Consider the following 15,508-nt stretch of genomic DNA (forward strand, 5'->3'; position numbering starts at 1 on the left):
GAATGTGGTCGTAGTGAGGGATGTCGTGCGGATGGGTGGCTCACGCGGCGTCGAGCAGGGAGTCGAAGGCCGCGGGCAGGCGTCGCCACCCCTCGGGTCCGGCCGCGTACTCGGCGTCGGTGAGCAGGCAGGAGTCGAGAAGCTGCTCGATGCCGGAGCGGTCGAGTCCGGGTGAGGTGAAGACGAGGTGCTGGCAACGGTCCCCGTGCTCCTGATGCCAGTCCAGGGCGGCGGCCGCTCGCCGTACCGGGGGGACCAGTTCCCACGCCGCGTCCGGCAGGGAGGCAAGCCACGGGCCCGCGCTCTCGACGCACAGGGCACCGCCGGCCGCGTCCCAGGAAAGCAGGGTGTCGGGGCGGTCGGCGAGCCAGAACCGGCCCCTGCTGCGTGCGGCCGCACAGCACAGGTCTTCCAGCGCCTGGTAGAGGCGTTCGGGGTGGAAGGGGCGGGTGCGATGCCAGACCAGGGTCGTGACGCCTGCTTCGTCGGCGTCCTGCGGCAGGAGCGCGCAGGCCGGGTGCTGGGCCGTGGCCGCTGCTTCCACGTCGAATCCGGCGAAGGCAAGGTGCGCGAGTTCACCCGAGGCGGCGTCGACGTGGCGGGCGGTGGGGTGCAGCTGGGCCAGCAGGGCGTGGTCCTGTTCGTCCGCGTCCTTGCTGTCCACGAGGGCGAGGACGGGCGCGTACTCCAGTTGCCGTGCCCAGGTGTCGCCGACGGTGCGCTGGTCCGTCGCCGCCGCCGCGAGTCCCGCCTCGGCCAGGTCGTCCCCGTTGGCGAGGTAGGGCAGGACCAGAGCCGGGTCCACCGCGGTGATCACGTTGGTGAGCGTCAGGTCCTCGCCGCTGTGCGCCGCGACGACCTCCGCCATGGCTTTGGGCTCGACCGAGTCCCACAACTCGACGATGGCCAGCCGCGTCAGGCCGTGGCCGGCGAGCCGCTCCAGCTCCGGGACCAGGTCCTCGCGCAGGGCGCAGCAGGCGCAGTCGTTGACCAGCGGTGCTTCGCCCGAGGCCAGCACGCCTGACGCGTCGCGCAGGAGTCGTCGTACGGTTCCCTCGCCCGCGGTGGCCAGGTCGTGATGCAGGGCGATGCTTCCCGGCACCGCCTTCAGCAGGCGGTCGACGACCTGGGTGCGGGCGTCCGTGTGCAGGCCGCCGACGATGACGACCGGCAGCCGGCCTTCCTCGCGCATCAGCGGCCTCCGGAACGGCCGTAGCGGCGCTCGAAGCGCTCGACGCGGCCCGCGGTGTCGAGGACGCGGGCGGTACCTGTGTAGAAGGGGTGACTCGCCGAGGAGATCTCGACGTCCACGACGGGATAGGTGTTGCCGTCCTCCCACTCGATGCGCTTGTCGCTGGTGAGCGTCGAACGGGTCAGGAAGGCGAAGTCGGCGGCCTTGTCGCGGAAGACGACGGGACCGTATGCGGGGTGGATGCCGGGCTTCATGGAGTGCTCCCTCGGGCGGTGGGTGGTCGGGTCAGCGTTCTTCGCGGAAGTCGACGTGGCGGCCGGCGAGCGGGTCGTACTTGCGCAGGACCAGGCGGTCGGGGTCGTTGCGGCGGTTCTTGCGGGTCACGTAGGTGTAGCCGGTCCCCGCGGTGGAGCGGAGCTTGATGACCGGGCGGAGTTCGTTGCGTGCCATAGGCGCTACTATATGGGAACGATTTCCATTATCGATAGCACCCCCTCAGTGAGAGGCAGGTCCTCCTGTGTCCGCCCACTGCCAACTGACCGGCGCCCAGCCGGGATTCGGCAACCGCATCTCCCACTCGCACCGGCGCACCTCCCGCCGCTTCAACCCCAACGTCCAGCACAAGCGGTACTGGCTGCCCAGCGAGTCCCGGTACGTCCGACTGACGCTGAGCGCCCGCGGCATCAAGACGGTTGACACCATCGGCGTAGAGGCGGCTGTCGCGCGCATCCGCGCCCGGGGAGGGAAAATCTGATGGCCAAGCGGAGCAAGATCGCGAAGAACGAGAAGCGCAAGGCCGTCGTCGAGCGGTACGCAGCCCGACGCGCCGAACTCAAGGAGATCATCCGGCGTCCTTCTTCGACGGAGGCCGAGCGCAGCGCGGCAGTCGCAGAACTTCGCCGCCAGCCGCGCGACGCCAGTGCCACCCGCGTCCGCAACCGGGACAGCGTCGACGGCCGCCCGCGGGGCCATCTGCGCAGGTTCGGGCTCTCCCGTGTCCGAGTGAGGGAGCAGGCACACGCGGGTTTCCTGCCCGGTGTCACGAAGTCGTCCTGGTGACGGCGGTTCCTCCGCGCTGACGGAGGGCACAGGGGGCACGTCTCACCTCGAGCCGTGCCCCTTGCCCAAGGAGGGCGCACGAGCACAACCGAAGCGTCACGCGTGCTCGTGATCGCCGTCTGTGCGTATGCGAGAGATCAGACCCAAGTGGAAACCGTCCACTGCGAAATCCAGCAGGAGAGCACGCATGAGTGACGCCGCACGCAACCATCCGGGTCATCCCTTCACACTTGTCGTCTGCGCCGCGTGCGAGGCCGCCACCGGTCAGGTGAAGGACGAGCTGCGCCGGGTGGTCCGCGACAGCCCCCAGGGGGTCATGATCTCCACAGGATGCCTGCGGACAGTGCTCGACTGCGCGGGCCGGCGCGGGCTGCACGCTGCCGTGCAGCCGTGCACGGCGGATCGCCGCCCCACCGGAACCGCCATGCGTCTTGGCCCGCTTGTCACCGTGGCCGATGCTGAAGCGGTCGGAGCGTGGCTGCGGGCCGGAATGCCGGACGACGGCACGCTGCCCGACAGGCTGCGGTCGGCGCCCGCCCCGCGGCATGTCCCGCACCTCAACTGAGGGCGGGCGGTGTGAGCAAGGGCCTGTTGAGCGTGGTGACCGGCCCCTCGCGTTTGCGGTGCCGCGGCGGACAGTTGCTGGGGCTCGCTCCAGGTGCCATGGTCCTCGCGGTGTCGACCCAGGAGCGGTCGGCGCTGGACAAGGCCCCGCTCACTGACGGGGAACTCCCGCTCGGGTAGGACGGGATGGACAGCAGTCGTCGGGCGCCGAGAGTGACACCATCGGCATGGGCAGCCACCACTCGGCCGATGTCTCGTCGGTCACCCAACGGTCGAAGAGGCAGGGATGTGGACCCGCTCCCATCAGGCTGGGGCAGGTTGTCGTACCGGGTTCGCGGTCCGTACCGGGCCGGGTGGTGCCGTGGCTGCGACCACCACCCGGCCCGGGGTCCTCAGGGCCCCGCTACGAGCGCGGGCTGCTCGTGTTCGCAGGTGTCGCCGATGCCGTAAGTGTCCCAGGCGGGGAACGGGTCGGCTGCAGGACGGCCCTCGCCGTCCGCCATGAGACAGTCGGCCAGGGCCGCTTGCAAGGAGTCGGCCTGCAAGTGGGTTCCGATGAAGACCAGTTCCTGACCGTCGGCGCTCTCCGCGTCGCGAGCGGCGGACGGTTCGAAGCGGGCCACGGACCCGGCCTGCGACCACAGACCCGTTAGGTGCGGGCGGCTGGCCAGCGTGAAGAAACCCTTGGAGCGCAGGATCTGCCCGTAAGCCCCGCTGTCCAGCTGCTCTGTCACGAAGGTCCACAGCCGCCCGGGATGGAAGGGCATTTCGGATCGGAAGACGGTGGAGGAGATGCCGTACTCCTCCGTTTCGGGTACGTGGTCGCCGTTGAGCTCCATGACCCAGCCCGGGGCCTGTTGGGCCCGCTCCAGGTCGAACAGCTTGGTGCCGAGGACATCGCCGGCCTGGACGCGGCCGTGGACGGCAGGGACGATCCGCGCGGCCGGGTTGAGGCGGGCGAGGGTCGCCCGCAGCCGGTCGGCGGTCTCGGCGTCGACGAGGTCGAGTTTGCTGAGCACGATCACGTCGGCGAACTCGATCTGATCCATCAGCAGGTCGCTGACCGTGCGTTCGTCGTCCTCGTACTGGTCGAGGCCGCGCTCGGCCAGCTCGTCTCCGCTCGCGAGCTCGGTCAGGAAGTTCGCCGCGTCGACGACCGTGACCATGGTGTCCAGTTGGGCCAGATCACCCAGCGTCGCTCCGTCGTCCCGGGCGAAGGAGAAGGTGGCGGCCACCGGCATGGGTTCGGAGATACCGGACGACTCGATGAGCAGGTAGTCGAAACGGCCCTCGCGGGCCAGTCGGTCGACTTCCTGAAGCAGGTCGTCGCGCAGGGTGCAGCAGATGCAGCCGTTGGTCATCTCGACCAGGCGTTCCGCGGTGCGCGACAGGGTCGCCTCGCCGCCGCGCACCAGGGCGGCGTCGATGTTGACCTCGCTCATGTCGTTGACGATGACCGCGACGCGCAGGCCCTCACGGTTGCCGAGGACGTGGTTGAGGAGCGTGGTCTTGCCCGCGCCGAGGAATCCGGACAGGACGGTGACGGGCAGTCGGTCGAAGGGCATGAACAGTCAGTCCTCGGGGCGCAGCAGTCCGCGCTCGTACGCCTTCACCAGCCGCTGCGGCACCAGGTACGAGACTCCGTCGACGGTGATCGGCACGAGCGTGGGCGTGGTCGCCTTCCACTGGGCGCGGCGGTGGCGGGTGTTGCTGCGGGACATCTTTCGCTTGGGTACGGCCATGGGGACCTCCTTGATCGATGAGATGCCCAAAGCTACATGAAAATGAATCCCATTACTAGCTGACGGCGTTTCGCCAGCCGGTGCAGGAAAGGGGCTGCTCGCGAGGGGCAGCCACCGGTTTCGTCGCCCATCTGGAACAGCGAACGCCGGTACGTCAGGCGGTGCTCGCGTTCGGCCTCACTGGGGCGCCACCCGTTGTGGGCCGCAGCCCGGGCACACACCGGAAAGCTCCACCGTGTGACGGACGTTCGCAAAGCCGGACGTCCGTGCGATCGTGTCCGCCCAGTCCTCCACCGGGCCGGAGTCGACGGGGCGGCTGAGGCCGCATTCTGTGCAGATGAGGTAGTGGCGGTGGTCGGGGCCGGGGCGGTAGCGGAAGAGGCGCTCTCCGCCGGTGTCGCGGACCATGTCGGCCCGGCCGGCGGCAGCCAGGGCGGTGAGGGTGCGGTAGACCGTGGACAGGCCGACCGGTGAGCCGTCGGCGGCGAGTTGGTTGTGGAGCGTCTGGGCGCCGACGAAGCCCTCGGCACGGATGAGCGCCTCGACGACCGTGGTGCGTTGCTGGGTGTGCCGGCCGATCAGCGTGACGTCGGCCAACGGTGTGGGGGAGGGCTGCCGGTCGCGTTCCATCGGATGCCTTCGCTCATGTGCCGGTGGGGGCGGCGGTGTGCGTACGAGGACCGGAGGCGGGCCGTCGTATCAGCAACGTCGCGGCATAGACGGCCGTGGCGACGGCCATGATGGCGAAGCTCGGCGGCATCCTCGGCACCGCGTACGAGGCGAACAGTCCCGCCCACATCTCCAGCACCGCCAGCCCTGCGGAGAGGGCGAGTGCCCGGTAGGGCCGGTCGGTGAGACGGATCGCGGCGCCGGCGGGGGCGGCGAGCAGGCCGAGCAGGAGCAGGGACCCGACCGCTTGCGTCGCCTCGGCGGCGCTGATCCCGGCGAGGGCGAGGAAGCCGTATCCGAGCAGTCGGACCGGCACCCCGCGGGCTGCGGCCACGGCCTCGTCGAGCGTGGCGAACAGCAGCGGCCGGGCGATGAGGACCACCAGCAGGCCGACCCCGGCGGCCACCAGGGCGGCGACGACCGCGCTTGCGGAGGAGATGCCGAAGATGGAGCCGAACAGCACGCTGACGCCGGCGGTTCCGTTGGTGGTGCTGTGGAAGGTCGTGTACAGGGTGATGAAGAAGGCGCCCAGGCCCAGGATCCAGGAGAAGACGCTCCCGATGACCACGTCGTCGGGCCGGGCCCGGCGGCCGAGGGCGCCGAAGAGCAGCGCCATGGCGATGGTCGCGGCGAACAGCCCGAGGCGAAGGTCGGCGCCGAGGACCAGGGCGGCCATCGCGCCGGTGAAGGCGACGTGGCTGAGCGCATCGCCGGTGAAGACCTGGGCGCGCAGGACGAGGAAGTAGCCGACCAGGCCGGAGGCGACGGCGATGGCCGTTCCGGCGAGGAAGGCGTGCTGGAAGAAGGGCTGCGACAGCGGGGAAGCGGCCAGGAGGACGGTCATACGGCCACCTCCCTGGTGGTGGGCGCGGCTCCGGCTCGGGTCCGGCCGAGCGACTCGCGCAGCGAGCGCCAGCCCAGGGCGAGCAGGTATCCGGCGAAGGCGATGGATGTCACGAAGAAGCCCAGGGGATAGGGCGAGTAGTAGGCGGCAGTCAGCCCGAGCCAGGTGGCGGCGAAGGCCAGGAGCACCGACAGGGCCAGGCTCGACGCCGGGCGGGCGGTGAGGGTCTGTGCGGTGGCGGCCGGGATCACCATGAGGGCGAAGACCAGCAGGGTGCCGGTGATCTGGCTCGCCTCGGCGGTGGCCGCGCCGAGCAGGACGAGGAAGACCACGGACAGGGCACGGACCGGCACGCCGCTCCCGGCGGCGACCTGCGGGTCGACGGAAGCGAAGAGCAACGGCCGCCCGATCAGCGCCAGCACGGCGAGCACCACCGCGCCGACCACCGTCAGCACGGTCACCTGGGAGGAAGTGATCCCCAGGAAGGTGCCGAAGAGGATGGTCTGCGGCCCTGCCAACAACCCCTTGTACAGGGCGATGAACAGGAAGCCGCAAGCCAGCAGGAACGCCTGCACGGTCCCTGTGAGTGCGGACTCATGGTGGTCTCCGCCGCCGCGCAGGGCGGCGATGACCAAGGCGGCGGCCACGCACAGCGTGAAGTAGCCGTAGACCGCGCTGACCCCGAGCAGGACCGCTCCGGCGGCGCCCGGGAAGGCGACCAGGGAGACGGTGTGCGCGGCGAACGTCTGCCGCCGCAGTACCACGAACCACCCCACGAGTGCGGAGACCACGGCCACGATCGCGCCCGCGCGGAAGGCGTTGACCATGAAGGGGTAGGACCACATGTCCTGGAAGTCGGTCAGGAGGTTCCACGACCAGGTTGGTGCCCCTGTCTCAGCCAGCAGCATGACCGCTCCCCGGGGTGTCGTGCCGGTCGGTGTGGACGGCCGGTGCCTCCGGCTGGCCCACCACGACCAGCCGGCCGTCCGAGGCCCGCAGGACCTCGACTGGTGTGCCGTAGAGCCGGGTCAGTGTTTCGGAGGTGATGACCTCGCCCGGCGTGCCGGTGGCGGCTCCGCCGTGGGCCAGGTACACCACCCGGTCCAGGTGGTGGAGTATCGGGTTCACGTCGTGGGCGACCATCACCACCGAGACGCCCTCGTGGTGGCAGATGCGCCCGATCAGTGCGGCGACCGCGCCCTGGTTGGGCAGGTCGAGGCTGTCCAACGGCTCGTCGAGCAGAAGCAGATCGGGCCTGCGCACCAGTGCCTGGGCGATGAGCAGTCGCTGCTGTTCGCCTCCGGAACACTGTCCGATCGGCCGGTGCGCGTACGCCGACGCTCCGACCAGCTCGATCACCTCGTCCACGCGTGCGCGGGCTGCCCGCCGGGGCGCGTTCGGGAACGGCAGCGGTACTCCCCACCGGTCGCCGTCCAGGCCGAGGCGCACCACGTCGGTGCCGCGGATGCGCAGGCTGGCGTCGAAGTTGCGGCGCTGCGGCAGGTAGCCGATGCGGTCGTTGGCCTGCCCGGGCCGGGCGCCGAGCACCCGTACGTCACCGGCCGCAGCGGGTAGCGCGCCGAGCAGGACCTTGATCATGGTGGACTTGCCGACGCCATTGGGGCCGAGCACGGCGGTGAACTCGCCGGCGCCGATGCGAAGGTCCACCCCCGACCACAGCGTCCGGCCGCCGACCCGCACGGCCGTGCCGTTCAGGGCGACCACCGGGGTGTTCGTGGTGTCCGCGGTGGTGTCGTGGCCGCCGTTTCGGCGATGGGGGACGGTGTGGCCGCTGTGCGTGACGGCTTCTCGGGCCTTCGCTATCGGGTTCATGGCTCAGTTCACTTCCCGGTGGCCTTGGCCAGGGCCTGCTCGATGCCCTGCAGCTCGGTGGTCTGCCACTGCTGGAAGGTGGCCCCGGCGGGGGACAAGGTCTCGGTCAGCGTGGCGACCGGGATGCCTTCCGCCTTGGCCTCCTTGACCTGCGCCTGCACGTCCGGCGTGGAGTTCTGGGAGTTGTAGACGTAGATCTTGATCTTCTTGTTCTTGATCTGTTGGTCGATGGTGGCCTTGTCCTTGGCCGTGGGGTCGGAGCCCTCGCTCATCGCGTCCAGGAACGTCTCGGGAGTGAGCATCTTCAGCCCCAGGCCCTCGGCGAGCGGCGTGACGATGGACTCCGAGGCGCCGATCGGGGTCCCGGCGTACTTTGCCTTGATGTCCGCGATGAGCTTGTTGTAGCCGGCGAGCGTCTTGGTCTCGAAGGTCGTCTTCTGCCGGTCGAAGTAGGAGGCGTCGGCCGGGTCGATCTTCTTGTAGTCGGTGGTGATCTTCTCGATGACCTGGTGGACGTCGTCCGGGGAGTACCAGCGGTGCGGGTTGCCACCCGGCTTGATCCCGACCAGGTCCCCGACCTTCAGCTCGGTCCGCGCGCTGCCGGGGTTGGAGGCGAGCAGCTTGTCGGCCCAGGCGTCGTAGCCGATGCCGTTGACGATCGCGTACTGGGCGCCGGCCACGGTGCGGGCGTCGGCGGCGGTCGGCTCGTAGTCGTGCGGGTCGGTGGCCGGATTGGTGATGATGCTGGTCACCTTCACGTGGCTGCCGCCGAGCTGGGAGGCGATGCTGCCCCAGAAGTTCTCCGCCGCCACCACCTGGATCGCCTTGCCCGAGCCGCTGCCGGCCGCGGCGCTGTCGCTGGCGTGCGGGGAGGAGGTCGAGCAGGCGGTCGCCGTCACGGCCGTCAGGGCGGCCGCCGCGGTGACCAGTGCGATCCTCGCGGACGATCGGGTGGCACGGGAGACGGGGGCGGTGGACATGCGGGGAGCTCCTTAGGGCGATGCCGGACGCGAGGCGAAAACGCGCCAGCTGTAGGGCGACACTTTCGACGCTAGATGGGAATGATTTTCAGATCAACGTCAGATGAAAACCGTTGCCATCTTTTGACCGGGCGTACGACTGCTCGGGGCTGCGCAGGTAGGGGTGTGGTGGATGGTGCCGGGCCAAGCGTGGCGGCCGTCGCTCACGAGGACCCGGGGCCCCGGTTGGGCAGTGGCTGGCCTGGTTGCTAGCGCCGCCCGGGTGGCCACCACCCTCCAGGCCCTCGCCACCCCTTCCCGGCTGCTGATCCTCTCCCGCCTGCGGGAGGGCCCCTGCGCCGCCACCGAACTCGCCACCGAGGAGTGCATCAAGCCTCCGTGCGGTTTCAGGCTGTTCGGAAGGGCCACATGACGAAAAACAGCGTTGACAGACGGCATGTCATGTCAGCTGCGGGCCAGTTGGTTCACCATGCGGCCGCCCTCTTGCGCTGGTCAAGGCCATGCCAATGCAGGTCTTGTGAGGCTGCCGGGGTCAGCGAGTGAACTGCCGTTGGTGCTGGTGTGTCCGCATGCTCCTCGCCCTGGCCACGAGACATCGGACGGCCCTGAACGAATCGTTGCGGCTGCTGAGGCTGTTTGAAGTCGACGGCTTGGCCGAGCGGAAAGCGTGTTCTCCTCGGCGTCGCGCATCATCCGTGCCGACGCCTGTACGAAGTGATCCAGGGTTCTCCTTCACTTCGGCGTCTTGCGTGGGCGGCTATTGAGCTCGGCGGTGACGGTGTCCAGATCCTTGCGGGTGCGGGCTGACAGGCCGGTGCCTTCGGGACGGCTGATTGTGACGGGAACCTCCCTGTGGAGCACCTCCCGGACTCCCGACCCGCGTCGATAATGACCTTGTGCGCTCGCTAGCCAGGAATGCCATCCTGCCCCTGACGCTGGTCATCGTCGGAACAGCCGCAGCGGTGGGCGACACCGCGTGGGAAACCCATACGGTCACAAGCAGCGGGCGCAGCGGTTTCGGCAAGTCCGGCGAGCGGGGCCAGTCCCCGCAGGACCAGGACCAGGCCCTCTCCGCGACGGCCCCGGCCAAGGACGGCAACGCGTACACCCCCCGCAGGACCGAGGAGAACGCCCGGATCGGCGCGGTCTTCGAGAAGGACGACCGGGGCGCGCACTTCTGCACGGCGAGCGTGGTGCGGAGTCCGGGCCGGAACATGCTGATCACCGCGGCCCACTGCGCCTTCGACGCCGACTCCGGACAGCCGCTGAACGACCTGGTCTTCGCCCCCGGCTACCGCAACGGCGACGAACCCACCGGCCTGTGGAAGGTCAGCAAGGTGGTCGTCGACGACCGCTGGGCCAAGTCGCAGGACGAGGACCTTGACGTCGCCTTCCTCGTCCTCGACCAGAAGGACGGCAAGGATATCCAGGACGTCCTGGGCGGCAACACCCTCGGCATGGACCGCGGCTTCGACAACAAGGTCAAGATCACCGGCTATCCCACCAGCCGTGACACCCCGATCTCCTGCCAAAACCGCACCACGAAGTTCAGCGACACCCAGCTGCGCATCCAGTGCACCGACCTCGAGGACGGGACCAGCGGCAGCCCCTGGCTCGCCGACTACGACCCCAAGAGCCACACCGGCACGGTCATCGGCGTCCTGGGAGGCCACGAAGGCGGCGGCGACCAGGACGACGTCTCCTACGCCGCGTACTTCGACGACGACATCGCCAAGCTCTACCGACGGGCCCAGGACGAGGACTGAGCCGCCCAGCTCATCCGCGCCCAGTCTCACGGCGAAGGGCAGTACTTCGGCGGGCTTCCTCGCTGTCCGTCACTGCCGGTCATGAGTGGGCGAGAAGTCAGCTCATTATCAGCCTGCCCAGGCCAGGTTGAGCGTCGGTTCGTTCGAAGCCATCCGGCGGTGATCGAGTCGCGCCGTTGTGGCGGGATCGATGGGACGGTTGCGCCGTGCCGTCCCGGGCGGGGGTCTGACTCATGAGATCTATGACCGCAGTGTTCAGTCACAGGCTTGTCGACTGTCGTCCGGGATGGTGCCTTCTGTCACCGAGCCACAGGGCGTGTCCCAATAGGGCCTTGCCGTCTTTCAGGCGCCATCACGGTTCAGACCGCCCGAGCGGGCCGGTGCCATCCACCCAGCACGTCACCACGCGGGAGGCAACCACCATGACGACCAGACAGCGCAGCACCTCCTCCAGCACCGATCCGCCCGCTCGGGGCGAAATTGTTCTGGGCGTGGACACGCACGGCGAGGTTCACGTCGCCGCCGTGGTCTCCCCGCTGGGCAAGGTAGTGGGCACCGAGTCCTTTCCGGCGACAGCGGCCGGCTACCGACGGCTGCTCGTGTGGGCCCGCAAGCGGGGGACGGTGCGCCGGGCCGGTGTGGAGGGCACAGGCACCTTCGGAGCGGGCCTGTCCCGCTACCTGCTGGCTCAGCACGTCGAAGTGATCGAAGTGAATCGGCCGGACCGCACGGCCCGCCGGCTGCTCGGCAAGTCGGACCCGCTCGATGCGCAAGCTGCCGCGCGGGCCGTGCTCAGCGGCCGCGCCCGGGCCCAGGCAAAAGCCGGCGACGGACCGGTGCACAGCGCCCGGATGCTCAAGCTCGCCAAGGACTCCGCGGTCAAGGCCCGCACCCAGGCGATCAACCAGCTCAAAGCCGTCCTGGTCATCGCCGATCCCGCACTGCGGGAACGGCTGCCGAGCTTAGGCAATGCCGACTTGTTCCATACCTGTGCGCGCCTCGGCCTACGTGACGGTGAGGGCGACGATGACGTGGTGGCCCAGGCCACCCACATGGCGTTGCGCATGCTGGCCGAGCGCATCGAACAGCTCACCGGGCAGATCGACGAGCTGAACCAACGCATAACCCGGCTCGTCGAACGTCACGCCCCACAGCTACTCGTACCGGTGGGCATCGGTCCGGACAGCGCAGTCACCTTGCTGATCACCATGGGGGACAACCCCGAGCGGCTGAACACTGAGGCATCCTTTGCTGCGCTTTGCGGAGTCAGCCCCGTCGAGTATTCGTCGGGCCGTCGGAGCACGCGCCGGCTCAACCACGGCGGCGACCGCCAGGCGAACGCGGCCCTGCACCGCATCGTCTTCACCCGCCTGCGCCACGACCCGCGCACCCAGGCGTACTACGAACGCCGCACCCAGGAGGGCAAGACCCGACGCGAGATCATCCGATGCCTCAAGCGATATGCCGCCCGCGAGGTCTTCAACCTGGTCAGGACGGTATCCAGCGATCCCCCGTTATAGGGGCGTCTTCGACTTCAAGCCCCTGCAAAGGCGGCCGGCGGAGGATCCCGAGTGGGTGTGCTGCAGCTCCAGCCGCGGCACCGTTCATTTCCGCAGGTGGTCGTAGTCGTAGCCCTTGTCTGCGTGGAGCTTGGCCGGACGCCGACGGCGGGGGCCGCGGCGGGAGCGGTTGCTGGATGGGCCGTAACCACGCCCCGAGTGGCCGTCCTTCTGTCGAGCCGGACGGCTCTGGGGCAGCCGTGGCCATGGATCGACCAGGACACCGGTGATCTCCTGCCATGCCCTGTGCTCGAAGCCACTGTCGTGCCAGTGCTGCAACCCGCGACATGTGTTGTATGACCACATCACCGCGGTGTACTGGTCCCGGACGCGCTCCTCGGTGAACGCGGTCTGCACCTGGTCGGGGGTGAGCCCGGTCCGTATCCGGCCACCCAAGGTGTCCTGAACGTCGTCGAGGGTCTGCAGAAAGATTTCGAAGATGTGCCTTTTGTTGCTGTAGGTCGAGTACACGTAGTACCCCCACATGGGCTGGCCGACAGCATCAACTATCGCTGCGGCGAGCTCGGCACACTCGCGCAGGTCGCGTTCACGCTCTTCCTGTTTCTTCCGTTCCAGCAGTGTGTCGCTTCATACGCTCCTCGTCCTCGCGTGCGGCCTCGACACATCGGGTCAGGTCACCTGCCTGCTCCCGGTAATGCCGGCAGGCGGTGAGCGCGTCGTAGCGCAGGCGTTGCATTGTGGCGTCGTAGTCGGCACGCAGCCGCCGGTTGCGCCAGGCGTGGCGGACCCGCCAGATAAGTTGGGGCAGTGGGGCCTCGGCCCGGTACATATGAAGACTGGCCTGACGTTGTTCGTCATTCAGGATCTTCATTGCGTACAGGAACGCCTCGGTGGCGGCGTACCATCGTGCGGCGTCCATAGCGGGGGCCAATATGAACTCCGACTTGTCGAGGTCGGAGAACTCAGGGCTGAGGGCACAGTAAAGGGCTCCGGTGGCGTTGCCCTATTCGTCCTCCAGGCTCATCGTGTCGTGCCGGACTAATGGACCAAGTCTCGCGTAGTGGACCCTGACGATGGTGTCCTTGGTCATCGCGGCCTGCCTCCTGGGGGCGGGTATCTCGCATAAGTCCTACCCAGTGAGCCTTCTCAACCTCTTCACGGGGCGGAAGTTGGCCGTAGCGAGGCCCCTGGTGGACGAGTTTTCAGCCAGAAGCACCGGATCCACCGGAGGTTTCGCGTGCTTGTCCACTTGTCCGAACTGGACCTGTCCAGCTCCGCCTGCGCTTCCCCCTTACTCGCCTGCGGGAACACCGCCAGGTACTCGGTACCCGTTGGCGGCGTCTGAGTGCCGACCGGCAGGTTTCGCCGACCTCGCCCACATCCACATCCGTAACGGTCGCCCCCATGCCCAGCTGGCGGCAACATTCGGCATCGGAACCACCACCGCCCACCGCTGTGTCACCGAAGCTGTCGGCCTCGCGGGCCCGCCCGCCCCGACCGTGCCGGCGGCTCGGGCGGCTCCTGAAGGCGTACATCCTGCCGGACAGCACGCTATCGCCGATCGGCCGGGGCACCCCCAGCCGAAGGCTGGGGTAGCGCCAGTGGGCTATTGCAGGAGGCGTCGGCCTGTCACGCTGGTCGTGCTACCGGTGCGGTGCGTTGAGGAGTTGGGCTGTGACGGGGACGGGCTCCGGAGAAGCAAGGCGGGTTGCGGGGTGGTATCGGTTGACGGTGGTCCTGGGCCGCGGCGGCATGGGGGTCGTGTGGCGGGCAACCGACGAGTTGATCGGCCGTACGGTCGCAGTGAAAAAGTTACGGGCCCCGCAGGGTCTTTCCGGTCGGGAGCGGGAGGTCTTATGGGCGGAATACCCGCCTGATCGGCGACCGTGACCGCGCCAGCCTCCTCCGCTGATCCGCGAGGCCCGAAGAAGGCTGCGAACTCGCGGCAGCCGAAGTGGGGCTGTTCGTAGCAGGCACCACGTGCGAGCCGGCGATCGAACTGGTCGCGGTACTTCGGTAAGGGCGCGGTGGTCTGGTGCCGGGCGTCTGTCGGTCGGCTTTTGGGGCGACCGAGGATCGCAATGATTACGAACCGCCGACCCCGCCAGACCCGAGACTAGCGGTCGCTCTTGGCGGCGACTGAGGATCGCAACCGCATGATGGCGCTGGGGCACCGCACGCTCGTCGCAGGTGGCGGGCATCCTTCGGGGCGGCCGAGGATCGCAACCCCCGGGACGACCTCTGCGAGCACTGTGAGGGCGGCCTGGCAGGCGCTCTTCGGGGCGGTCGAGGATCGCAACATCGACATGGACAACTTGCGCGCGCCGGTGCGTGTGATTGAGATGGAGCAGGCGCTTAGAAGGCGCCTGCTCCATCCACTGAGCTACGGGGACTGAGCTGCGAAAACGCAGTATCTTAGGTGCTTGCCCATGTGGCCTGTGGGACCTATGTGGGATCTTCGAGCTTCGTGGAACGGTGGGACGCTGCGGCATCCCGGTGGCCCGGACGTAGCGTCTCACACCATCTTCACAGGGCCGAAGCCCCTCGCGGAAACAATCCTAGGCCCGCCCGGCGTTGACGATCTTCGAGCCGAAGAGGGGAAGGTGTCGGGCCTGAAGCTGTTCCACACGACGACGAGCGGTGCGACCGAGGTGGCGCCGCGTCTTGCTGAGGCCGAGGCAGATGTGCAGGGCATGGTCGAGACGCACATGGAGACGCTGCTGGGGGTCCGGTTTCTGGCGAGCGAGTACAGCACTGGACCTGTCCACGGGGGCAGGATCGATTCGCTCGGCCTGGACGAGAACGGATCACCCGTTGTCGTGGAGTACAAGCGCGGCCTCGACGCCGGCGTCATCAACCAGGGGCTGTTCTACTTGAGCTGGCTCGTGGACCACAGGGCGGAGTTCGAGCACCTGGTCCAAGGCTGGCTCGGGGCCCCGGCCGCGGCCCAGGTGCTCTGGAGCAGCCCGAGGTTGATCTGCATCGCCGGGGACTTCACCCGCTACGACGTGCACGCCGTGCGCGAGCACCGGCGCAGCATCGACCTGGTCCGCTACCGACTCTTCGGCAGAGACCTGCTCGGCCTTGAGACCGTGGCCTCAGTCAGCGGCAGGTCGCCGGCCGTACGACGGGCCCGCGGGCAGTCGACCGTACTGGCAGTGAAGGACGGCCAGAGCACGGCGCTGGCCGAGCTGGGGCAGTGCGCCAGCATCAGCGAGCGGCGCTCGGATTGTGATCATTTCGGTGGTGCCTTCCGACGTAATGGGCATGCAGTGGCGGTGGTTGATCAATGATGCGCGGGATCGCCGGTTTGGCTAACCGGCGATCCCGCGCTATGTT

The 15,508-nt window shown here is 68.6% G+C and carries 19 protein-coding genes and 2 pseudogenes; 9 read left to right on the forward strand and 12 right to left on the reverse strand.

What is annotated here, in order from left to right; genetic code table 11:
• Positions 1-40: 40 nt before the first annotated feature.
• The 3 genes from IG05_RS0107800 to rpmG are packed head-to-tail and all read right to left on the reverse strand — an operon-like array spanning position 41 to position 1,642.
• Positions 41-1,192 (reverse strand): CobW family GTP-binding protein, encoded by a 1,152-nt coding sequence (locus IG05_RS0107800; RefSeq protein WP_030340407.1) that lies wholly within the window; start codon positions 1,190-1,192, stop codon positions 41-43.
• Positions 1,192-1,446: a type B 50S ribosomal protein L31 gene (locus IG05_RS0107805; RefSeq protein ID WP_030340408.1), complete on the reverse strand. Its 255-nt coding sequence runs from the start codon at positions 1,444-1,446 to the stop codon at positions 1,192-1,194. Before IG05_RS0107805 ends, IG05_RS0107800 begins: the two co-directional genes overlap by 1 nt.
• A 31-nt stretch (positions 1,447-1,477) precedes the next feature.
• Positions 1,478-1,642, reverse strand: a complete 165-nt coding sequence (rpmG, locus tag IG05_RS0107810; protein WP_030340409.1) for a 50S ribosomal protein L33 — start codon at positions 1,640-1,642, stop codon at positions 1,478-1,480.
• A gap of 67 nt (positions 1,643-1,709) precedes the next feature.
• Here rpmG and rpmB point away from each other — a divergent pair, with 67 nt between their 5' ends.
• The 4 genes from rpmB to IG05_RS47710 all read left to right on the forward strand — a co-directional run bounded on the left by rpmB (position 1,710) and on the right by IG05_RS47710 (position 2,995).
• Positions 1,710-1,946, forward strand: a complete 237-nt coding sequence (gene rpmB / locus IG05_RS0107815) for a 50S ribosomal protein L28 (protein WP_030340410.1) — start codon at positions 1,710-1,712, stop codon at positions 1,944-1,946.
• Positions 1,946-2,251 (forward strand): 30S ribosomal protein S14, encoded by a 306-nt coding sequence (rpsN, locus tag IG05_RS0107820; RefSeq protein ID WP_030340411.1) that lies wholly within the window; start codon positions 1,946-1,948, stop codon positions 2,249-2,251. Before rpmB ends, rpsN begins: the two co-directional genes overlap by 1 nt.
• 187 nt (positions 2,252-2,438) lie before the next feature.
• The gene (locus IG05_RS0107830) at positions 2,439-2,816 is read left to right on the forward strand and encodes a hypothetical protein (protein WP_030340412.1); all 378 of its coding nucleotides are present in this window, start codon (positions 2,439-2,441) and stop codon (positions 2,814-2,816) included.
• A gap of 11 nt (positions 2,817-2,827) precedes the next feature.
• On the forward strand, positions 2,828-2,995 hold the full coding sequence (locus IG05_RS47710) for a hypothetical protein (RefSeq protein ID WP_158838811.1): 168 nt from the start codon (positions 2,828-2,830) through the stop codon (positions 2,993-2,995).
• Between the two features lie 212 nt (positions 2,996-3,207).
• On the opposite strand, the gene IG05_RS0107840 is transcribed toward IG05_RS47710, so the two are convergent.
• The 7 genes from IG05_RS0107840 to IG05_RS0107870 form a co-directional block, all read right to left on the reverse strand.
• On the reverse strand, positions 3,208-4,380 hold the full coding sequence (locus IG05_RS0107840; RefSeq protein ID WP_030340413.1) for a GTP-binding protein: 1,173 nt from the start codon (positions 4,378-4,380) through the stop codon (positions 3,208-3,210).
• Between the two features lie 6 nt (positions 4,381-4,386).
• A complete protein-coding gene (rpmF, locus tag IG05_RS0107845; RefSeq protein WP_030340414.1) occupies positions 4,387-4,557 on the reverse strand; it encodes a 50S ribosomal protein L32 in 171 nt (56 codons plus the stop codon).
• Between the two features lie 177 nt (positions 4,558-4,734).
• Positions 4,735-5,187, reverse strand: a complete 453-nt coding sequence (locus tag IG05_RS0107850) for a Fur family transcriptional regulator (protein WP_051789589.1) — start codon at positions 5,185-5,187, stop codon at positions 4,735-4,737.
• A 13-nt stretch (positions 5,188-5,200) separates the two neighbouring features.
• Entirely contained in the window at positions 5,201-6,070 is an 870-nt protein-coding gene (locus IG05_RS0107855) for a metal ABC transporter permease (RefSeq protein WP_030340416.1), read from the reverse strand.
• Positions 6,067-6,978, reverse strand: a complete 912-nt coding sequence (locus tag IG05_RS0107860; RefSeq protein WP_030340417.1) for a metal ABC transporter permease — start codon at positions 6,976-6,978, stop codon at positions 6,067-6,069. The genes IG05_RS0107855 and IG05_RS0107860 overlap by 4 nt, the downstream gene beginning before the upstream one ends.
• Positions 6,965-7,903: a metal ABC transporter ATP-binding protein gene (locus IG05_RS0107865; protein WP_030340418.1), complete on the reverse strand. Its 939-nt coding sequence runs from the start codon at positions 7,901-7,903 to the stop codon at positions 6,965-6,967. Before IG05_RS0107865 ends, IG05_RS0107860 begins: the two co-directional genes overlap by 14 nt.
• Positions 7,904-7,911: 8 nt before the next feature.
• The gene (locus IG05_RS0107870) at positions 7,912-8,883 is read right to left on the reverse strand and encodes a metal ABC transporter solute-binding protein, Zn/Mn family (protein WP_030340419.1); all 972 of its coding nucleotides are present in this window, start codon (positions 8,881-8,883) and stop codon (positions 7,912-7,914) included.
• A gap of 262 nt (positions 8,884-9,145) precedes the next feature.
• On the opposite strand from IG05_RS0107870, the gene IG05_RS46730 reads away from it, so the two are divergent.
• The 3 genes from IG05_RS46730 to IG05_RS0107885 all read left to right on the forward strand — a co-directional run bounded on the left by IG05_RS46730 (position 9,146) and on the right by IG05_RS0107885 (position 12,169).
• Positions 9,146-9,295 (forward strand): hypothetical protein, encoded by a 150-nt coding sequence (locus tag IG05_RS46730; RefSeq protein WP_199808267.1) that lies wholly within the window; start codon positions 9,146-9,148, stop codon positions 9,293-9,295.
• Positions 9,296-9,845: 550 nt separating this feature from the next.
• Positions 9,846-10,649: a trypsin-like serine peptidase gene (locus IG05_RS0107880; RefSeq protein ID WP_234335786.1), complete on the forward strand. Its 804-nt coding sequence runs from the start codon at positions 9,846-9,848 to the stop codon at positions 10,647-10,649.
• A 422-nt stretch (positions 10,650-11,071) separates the two neighbouring features.
• On the forward strand, positions 11,072-12,169 hold the full coding sequence (locus tag IG05_RS0107885; RefSeq protein ID WP_030340421.1) for an IS110 family transposase: 1,098 nt from the start codon (positions 11,072-11,074) through the stop codon (positions 12,167-12,169).
• A gap of 84 nt (positions 12,170-12,253) precedes the next feature.
• Here IG05_RS0107885 and IG05_RS49925 read toward each other — a convergent pair whose 3' ends face one another.
• Both IG05_RS49925 and IG05_RS47715 read right to left on the reverse strand, forming a co-directional pair.
• On the reverse strand, positions 12,254-12,679 hold the full coding sequence (locus tag IG05_RS49925) for a hypothetical protein (RefSeq protein ID WP_267883301.1): 426 nt from the start codon (positions 12,677-12,679) through the stop codon (positions 12,254-12,256).
• A gap of 76 nt (positions 12,680-12,755) precedes the next feature.
• Positions 12,756-13,088 carry a hypothetical protein gene (locus IG05_RS47715; RefSeq protein WP_158838814.1) on the reverse strand — a complete coding sequence of 111 codons (333 nt, stop codon included), beginning with the start codon at positions 13,086-13,088 and terminating at the stop codon, positions 12,756-12,758.
• A gap of 318 nt (positions 13,089-13,406) precedes the next feature.
• Here IG05_RS47715 and IG05_RS49080 point away from each other — a divergent pair.
• Positions 13,407-13,738, forward strand: a pseudogene (locus IG05_RS49080) (transposase family protein); the annotation flags it as partial.
• A 1,034-nt stretch (positions 13,739-14,772) separates the two neighbouring features.
• Positions 14,773-15,363, forward strand: a pseudogene (locus IG05_RS0107905) (endonuclease NucS domain-containing protein); the annotation flags it as partial.
• Positions 15,364-15,508: the final 145 nt, after the last annotated feature.

The organism is Streptomyces sp. NRRL S-1022, from assembly GCF_000720135.1.
GTDB lineage: Bacteria > Actinomycetota > Actinomycetes > Streptomycetales > Streptomycetaceae > Streptomyces.